Below are 17,105 nucleotides of genomic sequence, written 5' to 3' on the forward strand. Positions count from 1 at the left end.
TGGGATGAGGGCTCAGCAGCCCTTCGGCTTCGGGCGGATTCCGTACCGGCTGCACATCTCGTCATGCCGGACAAACGCCGCGTCGATCCTGTTGCGCAGCTCATCATCGGATTTCTTCTGAGCCGCCGCCCCTTCAAGCGCCTCGATACGCGCCTTGAGCTTGGCGACTTCCTCTGCCACAGCCTTGGCCCGGCAGACGCCACAGCTGCCGTCGGTGCAGTGGCAAAGCTGGGTCACCGAAGACGCGATGGCCTCGGTCTTTTCCTCAGAGATGGGGGCCATGTCGGTGAGCGACACAGACGAGATCACGATCTCATCCCCAAACAGCTTATCCATCACGTCCGGCTCAAGCAGGCTCACCTCTGGGATTGGCACGTAATCCGCCCCGATCCGGTAGGCACCTTCCGACAGCTCCAGCACACCGCCGTCCGCGAGCCTCCAGGTGCACTTCCCGAGAACATCGATAACGGGCTGATCCGGCTCTTGCTCAGCAGCGCCTTCCGACGTGGTCGCGTCGTCTTCGCCCGCAGGCTGGCGGACCATACGGATCTTCACGGCGCCATCCCCTTTGCGGATGATTTCGGGGTAATGCCCGGCCATAGGCTCGATACTGATAGGCATATCGGCAGCCGCATCTTCGCCCCCGCCCTCGCCCCGCAGGATCTGCAACCACAGCTCGGCAGCGAGGTCGGCATCATGGCCGGGGCGCTGGACGTAGCCGCGCAGGTAGTCGGCGGCCTCTTTCACGTACTCGGATTTCATGGATGTTCTCCTTCAGAACAGCGCCGGGGTGTTGCCCGGCGTCATGGTGAGCCAGCCGAACTGCTCCTCGAGCACCGGCTCAAGGGTCATGGTCCCGCTGATCCTGAGCGCGTCGTACTCGACGCCGTAGATCTGCACCTCGAACGGCCCGCGCTCGACCACGTCCGGGGTCGAGGTCAGGACCCACGCCACCCGCGCGTAGATCTCGCCCGTGATGCTGCGCAGCTGCGGGATCAGCTCGCGGGTGACGTTCTGCGCCTCCCACTTGAGGACCGGCAGCACCCCTTCCTCGCTCTCCGGCAAGGTGAGCGTGAACGGGAACGGGTGATAGGTCTCGCCGCCATGCACCAGCGGCTCACCGTTGCTGACGAGGCAGACAGGGGCCTCCCACGCCGGGTGGCTCAGGCGCAGGATCGTGGTCAGGATCTCGGGGCTTTCCGCCGCGTAGATCGCCGTCCGCAGCCGCGTGCTGATCTCGTGCGTCATGGCAGGATCTCCAGGGTAGCGGTGACATCGCGGCGCACGCCCCTCGGCTCCACCGAATATCCACCGACGAAGCGGAAGCTGCGCTCAAGGCCGTCCAGCGGGTCTGTCGCGGTGAAGGACAGGACGCCCTCCCCCAGCTCATCACAGAAGAACGTCTCGAAGGCCTGAAGCTGCGCCATGGTCAGCTGCGCCATCCGCCCCTGCCGCGGCATCGGGGCCGAGGACGACCGCCGCCGCACCTTGGCAGGCCCCTTGCTCATCTGGGTGCGGATCACATCGGGCTGCACGTCCCGCCGTGCACCACGGGCGGATTGGAAGAACGGCAGGCTTGCGGGCCATGTCGGCATGTCATTGTCCTTTCGGGAGAGGGCGGCCGCCGTAGCGACGACGCATTGCGCCGTCCATGCTGCCGCTGGCGAGTTCTTCACGCATGAACTGGCGCACCATGCGGATGTTCATGCCGCCGTCAGGCGTCCGCGTGACCTCGGCGGTGGTGCCTTCCAGCGTTTCGATGTTGACCGGCATGTTGACGACAGGCTGCAGCGAAGCAGACGCCGCGCCCGCTGAGACCCCTCCAAGGAACCCGCCGTCCGCGAACTTCGGCAGGCGCCGGGTACGGATCGCCTCCATGAAGTCGACGCCGTAGTGATCGACGGCATCCGCCGGCTGCATGAACTCACCGCGTGAGCCCCAGAACAGAAGGTTGTCCTGCCGCTTGCCACCCGCCCCCTCAAGCTGTCCAACTGCCCGCCGCACTTCGCGGAACCCGCCGCCACCCGCCCTGCGCGGCAACTCACCCCCGTTGGCGTACAGCCCAGCTGAAGCCAGAGCATCAGGGCCAGCCGAGTATCCGGCGCTTGCAGTGCCGAGGGATATCGCCCCAAGACCCTGCCCAGAGAACGCCTGATCCATCAGCATCGCGAGCTGCTGCCAGACCGGATCCAAGGCGAGGCTCCAAAGCTTGTCGAGAATCATCGACGTCAGGTCATCCCAGAAACCTTCTATCCCCGCCCCACCGGGCTTTAGGTTCTCGAACAGGCCAGAAATCTGCTGCTTGTAACCGTCGATCCGCTCATCACGGTCTTCCTGCGCTTCCATGTTGCGCTCGGTCGCTTCTGTATCGGCATCCTTCGCCGCAACCAGGCGCGCATACTCGATCGCGTTCTCTTGGATCACCTGCCGCAAGGTGCGACCATCTTCAGCCAATGCCTTGTCGACGTCGATGCCCTGCTGTTTCGCGCTGTTCAGCGCCTCATACTCGAACCTGAGCCGCGCTTGCTCTTCGACGGATCGTCCTGCAAGACTCGCCTCGAGGCGCAGCTGCTCGAGTTGCTGCTCACCGACAGCCACCACCTCGCGCAGTGTGGCTGCGCGCTCTCGTGCCGCTTCAGCGGACTGCGTCTCCGCTTCCGCCAGCGATTGCGCGCGTGCCCCGCGGTCGGAATCATATGCTGCGAGGATGTCAGCATCTCCGGCGCGGTTCAGCCCCTCCCATTCAGAGCGCAGCGCCGCGGGGTTGCGGCCACGCCGCGCAATGAGCCTATCTGCCATCTGATCCTGCAGATCTCCGGTGAACAGCTCATTGCCGGTGAGGCCCATTTCCTTGATGAGGCCGCGCAGGGTGGTGCTGACGATCTGGTACATGCCCACCGCTGATGAGTTGTGCGGGTTATCTGGGTGCGCGAGCATCTGCCGTTGAAGCGCCTGCACCTGGTTCAGGGTCATGCCTTCGAGGTTCACCGGCCCCGTGTAGCGATCATAATCGAGGGTGGTGTTGTAGCCCTTCGCGCGCGGGTGCGATCCGGGCGCAGTGCCCTCGAGCCACGCGATGAAGGATCGCATGCCTTCCTGCGCAACCGCCGGCGTCGAGGGGAAGTCTCTCTCAAGGCTCGCGCCCTGCACCCGGGACTTCTGGTAGTCAGCAAAGGCGCGCGTGGCGCGGTCGATCTCGTCAGCAGCCTGGCCGGCGCTGTCAGCGGTAGCGTCAAAGGGCCGTTCCTCGGAGAGGTCCCGTGAGATGTCGAGTGCCTCCCGATGGCGTTCGAGGAGGCGCTCCTCGTTCTTTTCGAGGCCTGCAAGACCAGCGGCATTCTCCCGGAACCGTTCCAGATCTTCGGACCGCAGCTGCCGCCCGGCGATCACCGCCTCATTAATGGCGGTGACCAGCGCCCCGTAGGCGCGGCGCAGCTCGGCCTCCGACCCCGCGCCGTCAATGGCCTCGACCTCATTTCCGAAGATCCCCGCCGCTGCGGCCATCTCGCGCAGTTTCTCGAGCGCGGCATTGCCTGCCAGCGGCCCGCCACCGTCGAGGATCGACTGCAGGGCGGCCCCCGCTTCCTCGAAGGCCGGACCGATGGCCTGGATCTCGCTGAAGCTTTCCATGAAGGCGGTGGCCGAGATCTTGAGCGCGCCAGCCTGCTCGGCCATCTTCGCCATCTGCATGAGGTAGCGGTTGGTGGGTCCCTCCGGCGCCCCAGTCTGCAAGTTGGTCCGGAACAGCATGCGATAGCGCGCCGCGAAGTCATCGAAGCCATCTCCATCCCAGAACGCCCCGCTCATGCTGTCCTGCGCAGCCTTCAGCTCGCGCTGCGCGTCCTCGAGCGCCTGCACCAGGTTGGCGCGGGTCTGAACCAGCATCGCCTCGGTCGCGGCGCTCACCTGCCCGCCGAGCTCTTTCTGCTCATCAGCCGCCCGCTTGGATGCGGCTTGGTATTCATCAAGCGCGCTGGCGGCGGCCTTCGCGGCGGCATCCGCCCGGTCGATCGCATCCGCCGCCTTGTCCGTATCAAGGCCGAAGGCGATCAGGGATGCGGCGGTGATCGCCAGTGACAACGGCCCGCCGAGCACCCCCGTCAGGACCCGCGCAGCCGCGCCAAGCCGGGTCATCGGCCCCACCGCGCGGCCTGCGACAGTACCGACACCCGAAACCGACCCGGCGAGCTCGATGTAGGCAGCCCGCATGGCGACGGCCTTCGCCACGGCGAGCGTCATCCCCTTGCCGACCAGGTAAACGGTGAGCGCCTGCGCCACCCGCTCGACGATCTCTTCCACCTCCTGGAAGTTCTCGGTGAGATAGCGCAGTGCCTCGGTCAGGCGGCGGGTGAACTCCTCCGCGATCTCGAGACCGCCGTTCTGAGCCGCCTCGAGCTGCAGCGCTTCCCAAGCGGCGGCCAGTTCCTTCAGCGCTCCATCGAGGCCGCGCATCCGCACTTCGGCCTGTTCCTGTGCCGAAACCTCGCCGATGGCCGAGGCGAGATCACGGAAGCCGTCCGCCCCCTGCGCCGCCAGCGCTGAAGCGGTGCGGATCGCGTCGGTGCCGAAGACCGTCTTGAGCGCCTCGAGGCGGCTGGCCTCGTCCAGACCCGCAAGCCCGTCCTGCAGCTCCTGCGCGATCTCGGCCATCCCCTTCATGTTGCCATTGGCGTCGAAGAACTCGAGGCCGAGATCCGACATCACCGCGGCAGCCTTGGCAGACTCGGGCACCAGACGCTGCAAGAAAGTCTTGTAGGACGTGCCGGCATCAGACCCGGAGGCAAAGCTCGAGGCGGTCGCGGAGAGCGTTGTCAGGAAGTCGTTGATCTCAACGCCCGTGGTCCCGGCCACGCCGCCCGCCTGCGCGATCGCGAGGCGCAGGTCGTCGAAGCCGAACTTCGAGGTGAAGGCGGCACCGGTGAGCCGGTCGACAATCTCGGGCAACTCCGCAGCGGTCAGCCCGAACTGCTGCATTACGTCGGTAACCAGGTCGGCCGAGGGCGCGATCTCGGCGCCAAGGGCACTGGCCAGCATCACCGAGCTGTCGAGCGCGCCACCGAGGATGTCGGTAACTGAAACCCCGTTCTTCGCCAGCACCTCGATGGCCTCGGCGGCCTGCATGGCGCTGAAGGCCGTGGTCTCACCGAGGCGCTTGGCCGCTTCGGCAAGCCGGTCGAGATCGCCTTCGTTGGCCTGCGTTGCCGCCTCGACCCGCTGCATCATCGCCTGGAACTGGCGCCCCACATCGAGCGCGCCCTTGCCGAAGGCCACCAGACCGCCAGCCAGCGCCGTGGTGCCCATGAACCGTGCGAGACGCTGGACGGCAGGCAACTCCTGGCTCATGGAATGGAGCGAGCCCTTGAGCTGCCGCGCCGCGCCATCGGTTTCACGCAGACCGGCGCTTGCCGGACGCCCTGCCGACTGGATCTTCCGGAGGCTCTGCTCGCCGGACCGGCCGAGCGCCTTCAGATCCGCCTCGAGCTGCTGCTTGCCGGCGGCAGAAAGGCGGATCGTGTAGCTGCGCGTCGTGGTGCTCATGACTTGCCTTCGGTCTCACGGTTGCGGGCCGAGGCCTGTAGCAGCCCCAGTTCCCAGAACGGCAGCAGCAGCGCCGCCACGGATGTCGGAATGCCCTGCGCCTCGGTCATCGCGAGGCAGGCAGGCATGTCGAGCCCGGCATAGCCGGCGGGCCCGATGCGGCGCTGATGCGCCAGGCTGGCACCGATGGCGGCAAGGGCGCGGCCCTCGACGCTCTGCGGTGCGTGCGTGTCTTCGGGACAGGCGCCCTCGCCCCCGAACCTCGCGCAGGAAAAGCCAGGCGTGGCCCGACAATCAGCGCAGAAGCTCAGGCCTCCGCCGTAGCGGTATGCGGCGAGGGCGCGGAGACGTTTCCCTCCATCTCCACCGCCACCATGGGCGACAGCAGCCCCGCATGCAGCGAAGATGCCGTGCCTGGGAACAGATCAAGGAAGGCGTCGATGGTCTCGGATTGGAGCGGCGCAGGCGCGCCGGTGTCATCCTCGATGCCGTCCCAGCCGGTGCCGAACCGGGTCAGCAGCAGCTTGACCAGGTGCTGCGCGGCCTGACCGCGCAGCGCCTCCTCATGTTCGGGTCCGAGATCCTCGTCATCGAGCGCCGCCGCATCGAAGGCATGGGCCGGCGGAAGGGTTTCGCGGGCGAGGCGCATGGCCGTAGCCTCGGCCTCGCGCAGATCCGAGAAGGTGAACTGGCGGAAGGACACGGTGACGCCGTATCCGAGCGGAATGGTGCGGGCCCCGGCCAGGGCCCGCGACAGGCGCAGCACCATCAGGCGGCGTTCGCGTAATCGGAGGTGCTGTTGACCAGCGTCACCTCGAACAGTTCCTGACCCACGGCGGGACGGTTGGTGCGCCAGTTGAAGTTCTGCGAGATCACCCCGCGCCCGTCGATAGGCAGACCATTGCGCTCGAGCGTGACCGAGGGAACCCGCACGATCAGGCTGTAACCGGCGCTCATCGGCCAGGACAGGACGAGCGGCATGGGCGTGCCCGCCGAGGCCGCGTCATAAAGCGTGGTGTTGCGGAACCGTGCAGTGAGCGAGCCGCTCAAATCCCACATGCCCGGGCTGATGTCATCAGCGGTAGCCAGCCCGTTCATGGTCTCCTGATCCGCCTCGCGCCCGGTGTTGAGGGTCAGGCTTGCCTGCGTCACCGCCGCGTCGTTGCCGTCGAGGGTCAGCCCCCCTTGGAAGCCGACCGGCACCGGGTCAGGCGAGAAGGCCACCGGCGAGGCGTCGAGCGTGGCGCCCGCCTTCACCTCTTCACGGCCCACCATGTTCAGCGTCACCCGCTGACGCGTGCCGTTCTTCTGCGCCGTGATCTCGAGACCGGCGAGCGCCAGGCTGTCCTGCACGAAGTGCGCGACAGTATCAGTGTGGCTGATGCCATGGGTGGCCAGCAGGATGGCAGGGTTCGCCTTGGCGGTGAACACATGGGTGTAGGGCCCGGTGCCCGTGGTCTCCGGCAGACCGAGGAGCTGCGCCAGATGCCAGCCGATGCTATCGAGCCCCATGGGCACCTCGATGCCGCCCGCGAGGTTGCGCAGCCCCGCCACGGTCTCACCGGGGAAGGCATCACCCTGGATCACCTCATCATTGGCCAGCTCGCCCGAGGGCACGACGTTGTAGCTATAGAACGGCAGCAGGTAGAAGGCCCCGGCCGCCGCCGCTTCGGCAGCGCCGAAGGACGCCTGACGGCGCGAGAGGAACTTGGCGCGATCGCCGCGTGCATTGGGCATGGGTCACTCCATGGGGTTGTGGGTGGTTTCGTAAAACAGCGTGGCGACCAGCACCGCGCCCTTCAGGGTCTCCGCCCCGGGCATGGGCACGGATTCGCTTTCTTTCGGGGCCGACAGCTCGAGCCAGTCGACCGCGCCGCCAAGGGTCGGGTCCGCCAGCAGCAACGCCGCCGTCCGCGTCATTGCGGCATCGAGATCTGCATCGCGCTGCGCCGCATCACCGGCCTGCACCACGTGCTCGAGATCGACATCCCGGCTCCATTCGCGAACGCCGGTGCCGAGGCGCCCCCCCTCTTCGACAGGGTTCGCCGGGGCGAGGTTCACGAGGCCGCCCTCGGGATAGTGCAGCGGCAGATCAGGATCTCGCAGGATGGTGGCGCCGTGTCCGGCCAGCGCGGCCTGCAGCGCCAGCAGCGCGGTTTCATGGGTGCTTGGCATCAGCGCAGCCTCCGGCGCGACAGGGTCTGGAATTCACGGTCGATGTCGCCCGCGAGACCACTCAGGGCCGCCCGTTCGACACGCTCCACGTTGAGCCGCTTGCGCAGGCGCGCCCGGGGCACCAGCCAGAACATCGGCACGGTGTGGAGCCCCGTCCCGCTTGCCAGCGCGCGCTTGCTTTTCGAGAGGGCGTAGCCGCCCTTCTTGGTGGCCCGCTGATTGTCCACCACCAGCAGCGAGGTGCCGCCTTTGACATAGACGAAGCGCAGGCGCCCGAAGCGATGCTCGGGAAACGTCGAGGGGCTGATCCGCTTGCGCCCCACGCCGAGCTTGGGTGCCGAGGGCGTCGGGATCGCTAGGAAGAAGCCTTCGCTCGATTTGACATCAGAGCCCTCATCGAAGGCCCTGATCAGCTTTTCGGCCTTGGTGAACACGAGCGACGCGGCCCCGAGGCTGGCCCCGTTGCGGGGATAGCTTTCATGCCGCCAGCTCTTGGACAGGCGCCGTCCCAGCCCCCCGGCGATGACATCGGCCCTGAGGGCGTGTTTCAGGGCCGTCGCCCGTCCATGCACCCCCCTGGTCACCGCGCGCTCCGCGAGATCCAGCTCTTCGCGCATGTATTGCTCGAGGTTACCTTCGAGGGCGGCCTCAAGGCGGGTCCGGCTCATTCCTCGGGCGTGTCCGTGATCTCGGGCTCTGCCGCGGTCTCCGCCTCCTCGGCCAGCGCCCCGCGCGCCGCGAGCGCATCACGATCCGCCGGCGACAACGCACCCGACCAGCCTGCGGGCAGATGGCGCTTGCGGCCTGGGCGGGATGCGATCTCGGCGGCAGCGCTGAGGGTGACCGCAACATCAGCCGCGGCAGGTTTCTTCCTGGTCATGTTGAGCCTCGTCATGTCATCGGAATGGTGTCGAGCCGCACCTTGTAGCGGCGCGGATCGGTGACCTTTTGGTGCTGCACCTTGCGGCGCTCCCCGCCGATCTGGATCACGGCGCCCCTGTCGAACCCCGCGAAGGCCACCGCGAGGATCTCGAAGATGCCGGTGGCGTCCTGCACCTGCAGTTGCCCGAACTCGAGCGCACCATCGGGCCGCGTGGGCAGCAGCTTCACAGGACGCGCCAGCCCGTCCGGGTCGAGGACCGCCGCGATGCCGTGACGGCGAAAGGTAGCCTCGACACTCCGCAGGAACGGATCAGGCGGCATCAGTCGCCGCCGGTGCCGCCCTGGCCGAGCAGGTCGGTGCTGCCATCCTGCCCTGCGACCGTATCGTCCCCGGTCGCGGGCGCCGCACCGGTCCCGGCGTCGGTCGCGGTGGCTGCGGGCGTGGTTGTGGAGGTAGCGGGCGTGGTAGTGGACGCAGCGCCGCCCGTCGCGCCGTCTGCGCCCGTCGCATCGCCCGCCCCTTTCCTCTCGGCAGCCTTGCCGCCCTTGGCTGCCCGCATGCCGGTGTCCTTGCTGTCGACGATCTCGAACGGCTCGTCACGCGCGCCGGTGCGGGCCACTTCGATCTCGTCCGCGATCGCTTCCGGCACCAACCCGCTCCAGCCTTTCGGCAGATGGCGCTTCGAGCGCGCGTCGAGCTTGTAACTGTGCGGCGCGACCATCTTCACCCGAACATCCGGGCCTGCGGTCTTCTGCCTGGTCTTCCTGGCCATACTGTCTCTCCCGTCATGGCGACCCGGCCTGAGGGCCGGGCCGAGGTCATCAGTTGGAGGTGAGGCCTTCGACCAGCACCCCGGGACGCATGCAGATCTGCATGTTCTGCATCATCGCCTCGACATCGACGAAGCGATCCTCCTGCCGGTCGGGGAACACCGCCGAGTAGAAGTCGCGGCCCGGCGTGTTGGCCATGCCGACATAGTCCGGCGAGCCGTTGAAGGTACGGAAGGTCTGGCGGGTGCCAAGCGGGAAGAACGCCGCCTTGGCCTCCTCGATGAAGCTGCGGGTGACGGCGCTGCCGTCCTCCTGCGGCACCGGGGCCTCGGCCAGGTATTCCTTCCAGCGGATCCCCCCGAACTCAAAGCCGTCCGAGGTATCGTCGCGCAGCGGATCGCCGCCATTGGCGTTCTGGTAGTACTTGTAGCGCTCCTTGAAGTCCGCGTGCCCCATGAGCTTGTCGGTGAAATCGGGATGGATCAGCGAGCCCACACCGGTCATCACGTCGCCCATCAGGTTCAACCGGATGTGGCGGGTCACCTCTTTGCACTTCGCGGCAATGTCGGTGGCCGAGGTGCCGAAGGTGAAATCCACGGACTTGCGCTCGATCTCGAACTTGTCGAACAGGTTCATCAGCTCGGAGCCATCCGCATCGAGCACCACCCCCTGCAGCGCCCCGGCGCGGTGATATTCGCGGGTGATGTCGATCGACCCGCGCAGCTCTTCCTGCCGGTCCATCACCTCGTCCTGCGCCTGCTTCAACTCGGTCTCGGAGCCGAAGGCGCGGATGTTGTCGATGTCGTCGGCGGTGATGCGCGACTTGAGGCCGAAGCGCTCAGTGCGGAAGTCCGCCATCTTGCGCTTGCCGCGAGCCTGGCCGGGCAGCGGCGAGCCACGTTCGGACGACTGCACCAGCTGCAGCACGCCGTCCTTTTTCTCGATCGAGAACACGGTGCCGCGGATGCCCTTGGCGGTGAAGAGGCCCATGGCCCCGATGGTGCCCCACTGGTTGGGGATCATGCGGATGGATTCGCCGAGCGACATGGCCGAGAAGGCGTCGCCCTTGAAGATGTCGATATGGGCCATGACAGGCCTCCTGTTCTGAACTGCGCGCGCGGCGCGGAATGACAAACGCCGCCCCGAGGGGCGGCGCGCTGCGAGACTGGAAGAGACGCGCCGCCGTGGCGCGACAGGGTCAGGTGGTGACAATGCCCGCCGCATTGAGTGCAGCGCAGGCGGTGTCCCGGTTGGCCTCGGTGGCCCAGCTGGCGTCGAAGACGAGGCCGCCCCGGCGGCAGCGGGTATGGCGGGCCTGCACCAGCGCCTTCACATCCGCCTCTGCCGCCGCAGCAGCACCGCGCAGCACGGCCACTGGCGTCTCGGAGCCGTCCTCGGCGCTCATGACGCTGCGGACCAGCTTGTTGCTCGCAGTGACACGGCCAAGCACGGTGCCCGGCTCAAGGTCGGCACCGGCGCCGATGGTTTCGACGTCGCGGCTGTACTCCGCCACGTCATAGAGGATGAAATCGCCGGGCGTCCGGCCTTCGGTCATGGGAGGCATTGTCGAGTCCTTTCGGATGTAAGGTCAGTCGAGGCCCGGCGTGGTGCCGGAGGTTACTTCTTGCCCCAGCGCTCGGCGGCGCGGGACTGGATGCCCGGTTCGGCCGGGGCGCCGCCGCCCGAGGCCGAGGCCCCGGGGGTTTCGAGCTCGGTGGCTTCCGCGTCGATGCTCGCCGACAGGCTCGAGGCCCCGGCGCCGCCCTTGGGCGCAGCTGCCAGGTGTTTGATCGCCTCCGCCGAGGCCATGTCGCTGTCGAAGGCGAAGCTGTGCGCGAGGTCCCCGCGGCCCTCTGCTTCCGGGCTGCGCAGGATCGCCGCGATGCGGGCCTTGGGATCTTCGGCGGCGGGCGCGGTGGGCGCCGGGGCCTCCGGCGTGGATGCGCCGGCCTGCGGCGCGGGCGCCGGCGTGGTGGCCGAGGTGTCAGTGGTGGGTGCCGGGGTGGTGGCCGCCGGCGGCGTGGTCGTGGTCTGTCCGGACATGGTGGTGGCTCCTGTTGCAGGGGTGGACTGCCGCGCCGGAGCGCGGCCATTGATCTCGTCGGCGAAGGCCTCGAAGGCCTCGCGCGGGTTGGCGATCTCGTCGGCAAGCCCGGCCTCGATTGCATCTGTGCCGATCAGGCAACGGGCCTCGGTGGCAAGCGCCGCCTCGGCGCTGAGGCGCGCGCCGCGCCCCTGCCCCACGGTCTCGGCGAAGATCCCGCGCAGCTGCTCCATCTCGGCCTGCAGATCGTCACGCACCGCTTCGGGCAGCGGCGCGTAGGGGTTGCCGTCTGCCTTGTGCGCGCCGGCGGCGATCACCGTCACCTGCATGCCCATGGCTTCCAGACGGGCCGAGTAATCCGCGTGCATGCAGATCACGCCGATGGACCCGGCCCCGGCGGTGCGCGGCATGATGATGCGCGTGGCCTGCGACGCGATCGCGTATCCCGCCGAATAGGCGTGATCGCTCACGAAGGCCCAGACGGGCTTTTCCTCGCGCAGCTCGCGGATCTGGTCCGCGAGGGAAAAGCACCCGGCCACCTCGCCGCCGAAGCTGTCGATCTCGAGCGCGACGCCCCGCACCATGCGGTCCCGCCGCGCCGTGTCGATCTGCGCGGCAAGGCCCTCGTAAGAGGTTTCGCCAGAGGACTGGCCGAGCCAGGCACCACGATGCACCAGCGTGCCGGTCACCGGGATCACCGCGACGCCGTCACGCACCCGGTAGCCCTCACGGCCACCGGCGCGGATGTCGCCCTCGAGGCGCTCATCGAGCAGCGAGGCACGGGCGCGGCGGCTGGCCTCCGGCGAGGCCTCGGCGCCAAGCACCTCGACGTCACCGCCGGTGATGCGCGGGCCAAGCCCCATGATGAACGCCGCCGCCTTCGCAGGCGCAGCAAGAAGCGGCGTGTGGAACACACGCGCCGCGATTTGCGGATGTCGCATTCTGTCAGTCCTCGGATACCTGCGCCGGGCCGCCCACCGCCGGGCCCAGCAGTTTGGCGAAGCTTTCCTGCGCCGGGTGCAGCATGCCATCGGGCATTGCCGTGATCTCGCGCCCGATCTGCTCCATGTTGTCAGCGTAGTCGGTGCCGGTCAGTTCCGCCGCCTCTTCCTCGAGTGTCGAAAGCCCCAGCGCCACGCGCATCGCCGCCGCCTGCGCTTCCTTGACCGGATCGACGAAACCCTTGCCCGGGCCGATCCACTTGGCCCGGGCATAGGCCGGCCAATACATGTGGAAGTCCGGCGCACCGCGCGGCAGGCGGATATGCCCGTCGAGCACCTGCTCTTCGAGCCACGCCATGAAGTACGGCTGGCAGAAGCCTTGCGAGAACGCGACGCGGCGGGCGGTCCAGCCGCGCCAGATCTCGATCATCGCGGCGCGGGCGCTCGAGTAGTTCGTCTTCGACCAGTCCGAGGCGAGCTGCTCGTAGCTGATACCGAGGCCCGAGGCGATGTTGCGCAGCACCGCGGCCTCGAAGTCGGCGAACTGCGCCGCCGGCCGGGCCGTCGACACCATGCCGATCTCGTCGTTGGGATAGAGCGTCTGGATCCGGGCCCCGCCCAGCTTCACACCGCCGCGCCCCGAGTAGAACTCGGTCCGGTCCGCCTGGTAGTTGAGGAAGGCCGAGGCATCCCCCTCTCCGAACATCTCGTCCATGGCCTCTGGGCCCATCGGGCTCTTGATGAAGGCCGCGAGGATCGCGTTGATGACCGCCGCCTGCAGTTCCACCCGCGAATAATGGTCTTCCATCTTCAGGCGCTCGATGATCGGCGCGAGACGGCTCACACCGCGCGTCTGCCCGTCCCGGGCCTTGTCGAAGAAGTGGATCACCTGCGGGCGCCCGTTCGCCCCTTCGCGCCCGATGCGCTTCCAGGTCATCGCATCGGCCACGTTCGCCCAGGCGCTGTCCCGGTGCCCCTGCCGGAAATGGTAGGCCCGGGCCACGCCGTCCCGCGTCACCTCGACGCCGCCGCGCAGCTGCTGCTCGTCCGCCGCATCATACGGATTGCTCAGCAGGTCCGGGTCGACCAGCCGCAGGGTGGTCTTGAACGGCCGGGCCGCGCGCCAGTTGACCAGCCCCAGCGCCTCGCCCTCGATCAGGTAGGTGCGGTAGGCGCTGCCGAAGAGCTGCGGCATGGTCTGCGATCGCGTGGTGTCGCAATAGCGGCGCGGATCATCCGCATGCAGGCGCCAGCGCGCCTCGACCAGTTCCTTGAACTCCTGCGCCCAGTCCGAGCTGAGCCCCAGCGCGCGCCAGTCGGGCTTCAGCAGCGGGCGAAAGTTCGCGCCGATGACGCCGTCGACCTCCTTCGAGATCGCGCCGGCCGCCCAGCCGTTGTTGCGCCCGAGATCCCGCGCTCGCGCCGTGATCCGATCGCGGCCCGGCAGGATCTCGGCATCCGCAGCGCGGTTCGACGGAAGGAAGCCGCTCAGTGTGTCGATACCGGTGTCGGCGGCCACGTAGGGCGCGCTGCCATTGAAGCCTGCATCCCGCATGGCCCCACGTTTGCGGCGCGAGACCAGCGGCACACGGGTTAGGTCGGCGAGGCGTTCCGTCATCAGAACATCACCCGGCGCGAGCCCGGCCCGCGACCGCACCCAAGCTCACGCTTCAGCGACCCGATGTAGCGGCGCAGTTCACCTTCCTTGGCCGGGCTGTACTCGGTGCGGTGGCCGTCATAGGCGGTGACGGTCACGCTCTGGCCGATCAGCACCTGGTGCAGGGCCTCCTCGGCCTCTGCCAGACGGGCCTCGAGCGTCGCGGTATCAGCCATTCTGCTTCCTCAGGAGATCGGAGAGCCGCCCCGCCTTCCGCTTCGAGGCGGGGCGTGCGGCCCTGGTGTCGTTTTGCTCAGTGGCAGCGGCTGGTGCGACCAGCGCGCCGTCGAAGAGATCGGGCTGCACATCCGGCGGCGCGGCCCCCCGCTCCGCCGCGATGGCGTCCCATTGGTCGTCGGTGTTCGAGGCCCATCCGGCCCGGAGCGCCGCGGCCTCGGCATAGTTCATCGTGTCGAGCGCTTCGTTGCGCCGGGTCGGTTCGACCAAGACCCAACGGCTGGTCATCACCCCCGCCTTGTTGCGCGACAGCACCCGATGCTCGGAGGTGAGCATGCGGTAATACTCATCCCCGAGCCCCACGGCGAACTGGGCATAGCCCCGCTCTTCGGGGTCTTCCTTGCCGAGGTGGGCATAGAGCCCCGCCTTGAGCGACGAGACATTGAGGTTGAAGGCCCGCTTCTGCGCCCGCTTCACCTTGCCATCCTTGCGGCGATCGAACTTCTGCAGCGCCATAAGCGGCCCGTTCTCGGTCGAGCCGCCCTTTACGATGATGACCCGGCCCCAGGGGTGGGACTTGGCCCAGCTCCACACGTCGTCGGTGTAGGCCCCGCCGTCAATCGCGAGGATGTCGATCGCGACGCGCAGGCCAAGCTGCGTCCGCCATTCCTGCTTGAGCAGCGCATTCAGCGCGGCGCGGCCTTCATCATCACCGATGTGATGCGGGATCACCCGGTAATCGATCACCCAGCGCCGCCGGTTGGCACCGAAGGCCACCAGCTGCACCTCGATCCGGTCATCCTGGCAATCGACACCCGCGGCGAAGATGAAGCCCGTGGCCGGCAGGACGCCGAGATCCATCACGGTGCCCGGCTCGGCCAGCTCGGCCCGGTCGCGCAGCTTTTCCCAATCCGGCGCGTCCGTGGCCTGCTCATAGGGCAGCCCGAGCACGTCGTTCCAGAACACCTGCTCGACCTGTGCCTTGATCGGCTTGGCCGTCGCGGTCTTCGACGCCTTGGCCGCGTCCTTTTGCTCGCCGCCCGCCTCGGTCAGCGTCGAACTGCCCGCTTCCAGCCGGGTCCAGCCCATCATCTGGGCATACTCGACCGCGATCGAGGCCCAGTCCCGCTGCGGTGCGTAGGCCCGCCACAAATGGAACCCCGGGTGGTCCCCGTGCGGGTTGCCCGGCACCCAGCGCCCCTGCCGGACGATCCGTTCCTTGTCCGCGTGCCGGATCGCTGACCGGCAGCTCTCGCAGGTGAAATGCGCCGCGTGCAGCCGCTCCGGCTCAAGGCTGGCCTTGAAGTTCTCCCAGGTCAGCGGCTGCATGAAGCCGCAGTGCGGACACGGCACGTTGAACAGCCGCTTGTCGCTACGCTCGTAAGCGATGGTGATCCGGCAGGTCCCCTTGATCAAAGATGTCGAGACACGAAGGAGCTTCGCATCATCGAAGCCCGAGGCCCGGCTTTCCGCCAGCTTCTCCGGGTCGCCCTTGTCCGAGGTCTCGAACTTCGAGAGGTCATCCATGATGACGAGGCGGCGGCTGGTACCGGTCAGGTCCGCCGGAGACCCGGACGAGGCCACCTTCAGCGAGCCGTTCAGGTCCAGCGTCTCCTGGTTGAAGATGTTGTCGCGGTTCTCACCGCGGCCCGAGCCGAAAACCTTGATGAGCCCCGGCGCCTGGCGGCGCATGGGCATCCACTTGTTGTTGACCCACTCGCTGGCGGCGCTGCCCGTCGGATGGACGATCAGCGAATCCAGCGGTGTGTATTCGTGCCAGGCCCCCAGCGTGGGCTGGATGACCGAAACCGTCTTGCCCCACTGCGCCGAACCGCGCAGCGTGACCTCCCGGCAGGGATGCTCCGGCGACAGCACCTCGTGGATCTCGCGCAGGAACTCGAAGCGCGAAATGTCGAAGCGCCCCGAGATCGGCGAGCGTTCGTCGAACTCGATGTTCTCCTCGCACCAGCGGGTGATGTTCGGCGGCGGCGGCGGCACCATGGCCCGGGCCATGGCCGCGCAGACGGTCCGCTGCGCGGACGCAACGAAGCCCATCAGAAATCAGCCTCGCGGTCGGCGTCGCTCAGGTCGGCGGTATCTGCCTCCTCCTGAAGCGCCTCGGCCCGGCGGGCCCGATGCTCGCGCCAGAGGTCCAGCAGGATCTTGCGCGCCAGCTTGAAGTCCACCCCCAGCTCGTCTGCCAGGGACCGCGCGCCACGCTTCAGCAGGTCCTCGATCTGCGCCAGTTCCTTCGACAGCGCCCGCGCGGCCTCGCGCGCCGCGTTGTCGGCCAGCACCATGCTGCCCTCTTCGAGCTGGTTCTGACGGCGCAGGCGCCGCGCCTCCTCCTCGACCTTCTGGATGCGGGCCAGCTCGTAGCGGTCAGGATCTCGCTGGGCCAACTGGCCTTCACGGGGCGGCACTGCTGCAGGCTTTGGATCGCGGATCCGATCCTTGGTGCCGGCACCGTTGCCCAGCATCTGCCCGGGATCGAGCCGGTGATCGAGCGCCGCCCTCACCTTCTCGACGTTGAAGCGCCGGGCGCGGCCATCGCCGGTGTAACAGCCATCGAGCTTGCCCTGCGACACGTACTGGCTGATCCGCCCCTTGGACAGCCCAAGTTCCTTCGCAAGCTCGGTGGTGTTCATGCGCCCTTGCCCGTGATGTTTACCGGACCCTCCAAGTTTAGCCCCGTAAGTTTAGGCTTTCTGAATGGTTTAGCGTTCCAAAACCTGTGCGCTTAGCCGCCCCGTATACGGTCAGGCCCCAGGAGGGACCCGTCGAATTTTTGCCGGAGTGGAGTTTGCCCGGAAATCCAGAGTGTAAATCTCTTGGATTGCGGGAATAGCGGCAGCGCAGGCCGTCGCCCCAACGAAAAGCGCCCGAAGGCATGTCTGCCCCGGGCGCATTTCTCGATGAT

At 67.7% G+C, this 17,105-nt stretch carries 19 protein-coding genes; all 19 read right to left on the reverse strand.

What is annotated here, in order from left to right; genetic code table 11:
- Positions 1-12: 12 nt before the first annotated feature.
- The 19 genes from IEX41_RS13825 to IEX41_RS13910 all read right to left on the reverse strand — a co-directional run bounded on the left by IEX41_RS13825 (position 13) and on the right by IEX41_RS13910 (position 16,833).
- On the reverse strand, positions 13-762 hold the full coding sequence (locus tag IEX41_RS13825) for a hypothetical protein (protein WP_188790838.1): 750 nt from the start codon (positions 760-762) through the stop codon (positions 13-15).
- A 12-nt stretch (positions 763-774) separates the two neighbouring features.
- Positions 775-1,248, reverse strand: coding sequence for a DUF1833 family protein (locus IEX41_RS13830; RefSeq protein ID WP_188790839.1), 474 nt, complete (start codon positions 1,246-1,248; stop codon positions 775-777).
- A complete protein-coding gene (locus tag IEX41_RS13835; RefSeq protein WP_188790840.1) occupies positions 1,245-1,595 on the reverse strand; it encodes a hypothetical protein in 351 nt (116 codons plus the stop codon). The genes IEX41_RS13830 and IEX41_RS13835 overlap by 4 nt, the downstream gene beginning before the upstream one ends.
- Before the next feature lies 1 nt (position 1,596).
- The gene (locus IEX41_RS13840; protein WP_188790841.1) at positions 1,597-5,538 is read right to left on the reverse strand and encodes a phage tail tape measure protein; all 3,942 of its coding nucleotides are present in this window, start codon (positions 5,536-5,538) and stop codon (positions 1,597-1,599) included.
- Positions 5,535-5,945 carry a DUF7697 family protein gene (locus IEX41_RS22040; protein WP_444544448.1) on the reverse strand — a complete coding sequence of 137 codons (411 nt, stop codon included), beginning with the start codon at positions 5,943-5,945 and terminating at the stop codon, positions 5,535-5,537. The genes IEX41_RS13840 and IEX41_RS22040 overlap by 4 nt, the downstream gene beginning before the upstream one ends.
- Positions 5,846-6,307, reverse strand: coding sequence for a hypothetical protein (locus tag IEX41_RS13845; protein ID WP_188790842.1), 462 nt, complete (start codon positions 6,305-6,307; stop codon positions 5,846-5,848). Before IEX41_RS13845 ends, IEX41_RS22040 begins: the two co-directional genes overlap by 100 nt.
- Positions 6,307-7,275, reverse strand: a complete 969-nt coding sequence (locus IEX41_RS13850; protein ID WP_188790843.1) for a phage tail tube protein — start codon at positions 7,273-7,275, stop codon at positions 6,307-6,309. Before IEX41_RS13850 ends, IEX41_RS13845 begins: the two co-directional genes overlap by 1 nt.
- A 3-nt stretch (positions 7,276-7,278) precedes the next feature.
- Positions 7,279-7,713 (reverse strand): hypothetical protein, encoded by a 435-nt coding sequence (locus IEX41_RS13855; protein WP_188790844.1) that lies wholly within the window; start codon positions 7,711-7,713, stop codon positions 7,279-7,281.
- Positions 7,713-8,381 carry a DUF6441 family protein gene (locus tag IEX41_RS13860; RefSeq protein ID WP_188790845.1) on the reverse strand — a complete coding sequence of 223 codons (669 nt, stop codon included), beginning with the start codon at positions 8,379-8,381 and terminating at the stop codon, positions 7,713-7,715. The genes IEX41_RS13855 and IEX41_RS13860 overlap by 1 nt, the downstream gene beginning before the upstream one ends.
- Positions 8,378-8,593 carry a hypothetical protein gene (locus tag IEX41_RS13865; RefSeq protein ID WP_188790846.1) on the reverse strand — a complete coding sequence of 72 codons (216 nt, stop codon included), beginning with the start codon at positions 8,591-8,593 and terminating at the stop codon, positions 8,378-8,380. Before IEX41_RS13865 ends, IEX41_RS13860 begins: the two co-directional genes overlap by 4 nt.
- Positions 8,594-8,604: 11 nt before the next feature.
- Positions 8,605-8,916, reverse strand: coding sequence for a head-tail joining protein (locus tag IEX41_RS13870; protein WP_188790847.1), 312 nt, complete (start codon positions 8,914-8,916; stop codon positions 8,605-8,607).
- A complete protein-coding gene (locus IEX41_RS13875) occupies positions 8,916-9,368 on the reverse strand; it encodes a hypothetical protein (RefSeq protein ID WP_188790848.1) in 453 nt (150 codons plus the stop codon). Before IEX41_RS13875 ends, IEX41_RS13870 begins: the two co-directional genes overlap by 1 nt.
- A gap of 49 nt (positions 9,369-9,417) precedes the next feature.
- Positions 9,418-10,455: a major capsid protein gene (locus IEX41_RS13880; RefSeq protein WP_188790849.1), complete on the reverse strand. Its 1,038-nt coding sequence runs from the start codon at positions 10,453-10,455 to the stop codon at positions 9,418-9,420.
- A gap of 109 nt (positions 10,456-10,564) precedes the next feature.
- Complete coding sequence (locus IEX41_RS13885; RefSeq protein WP_188790850.1) at positions 10,565-10,930, reverse strand: head decoration protein; 366 nt, start codon at positions 10,928-10,930, stop codon at positions 10,565-10,567.
- A gap of 53 nt (positions 10,931-10,983) precedes the next feature.
- A complete protein-coding gene (locus IEX41_RS13890; RefSeq protein ID WP_188790851.1) occupies positions 10,984-12,351 on the reverse strand; it encodes a S49 family peptidase in 1,368 nt (455 codons plus the stop codon).
- 4 nt (positions 12,352-12,355) lie between these two features.
- Complete coding sequence (locus tag IEX41_RS13895) at positions 12,356-13,969, reverse strand: phage portal protein (protein ID WP_188790852.1); 1,614 nt, start codon at positions 13,967-13,969, stop codon at positions 12,356-12,358.
- On the reverse strand, positions 13,969-14,184 hold the full coding sequence (gene gpW / locus IEX41_RS13900) for a gpW family head-tail joining protein (RefSeq protein ID WP_188790853.1): 216 nt from the start codon (positions 14,182-14,184) through the stop codon (positions 13,969-13,971). The genes IEX41_RS13895 and gpW overlap by 1 nt, the downstream gene beginning before the upstream one ends.
- Positions 14,177-16,240, reverse strand: a complete 2,064-nt coding sequence (locus IEX41_RS13905; RefSeq protein ID WP_188790854.1) for a phage terminase large subunit family protein — start codon at positions 16,238-16,240, stop codon at positions 14,177-14,179. Before IEX41_RS13905 ends, gpW begins: the two co-directional genes overlap by 8 nt.
- Entirely contained in the window at positions 16,240-16,833 is a 594-nt protein-coding gene (locus IEX41_RS13910; RefSeq protein WP_188790855.1) for a hypothetical protein, read from the reverse strand. Before IEX41_RS13910 ends, IEX41_RS13905 begins: the two co-directional genes overlap by 1 nt.
- Positions 16,834-17,105: the final 272 nt, after the last annotated feature.

Origin of the sequence: Salipiger pallidus (assembly GCF_014643635.1) — a bacterium.
GTDB lineage: Bacteria > Pseudomonadota > Alphaproteobacteria > Rhodobacterales > Rhodobacteraceae > Salipiger > Salipiger pallidus.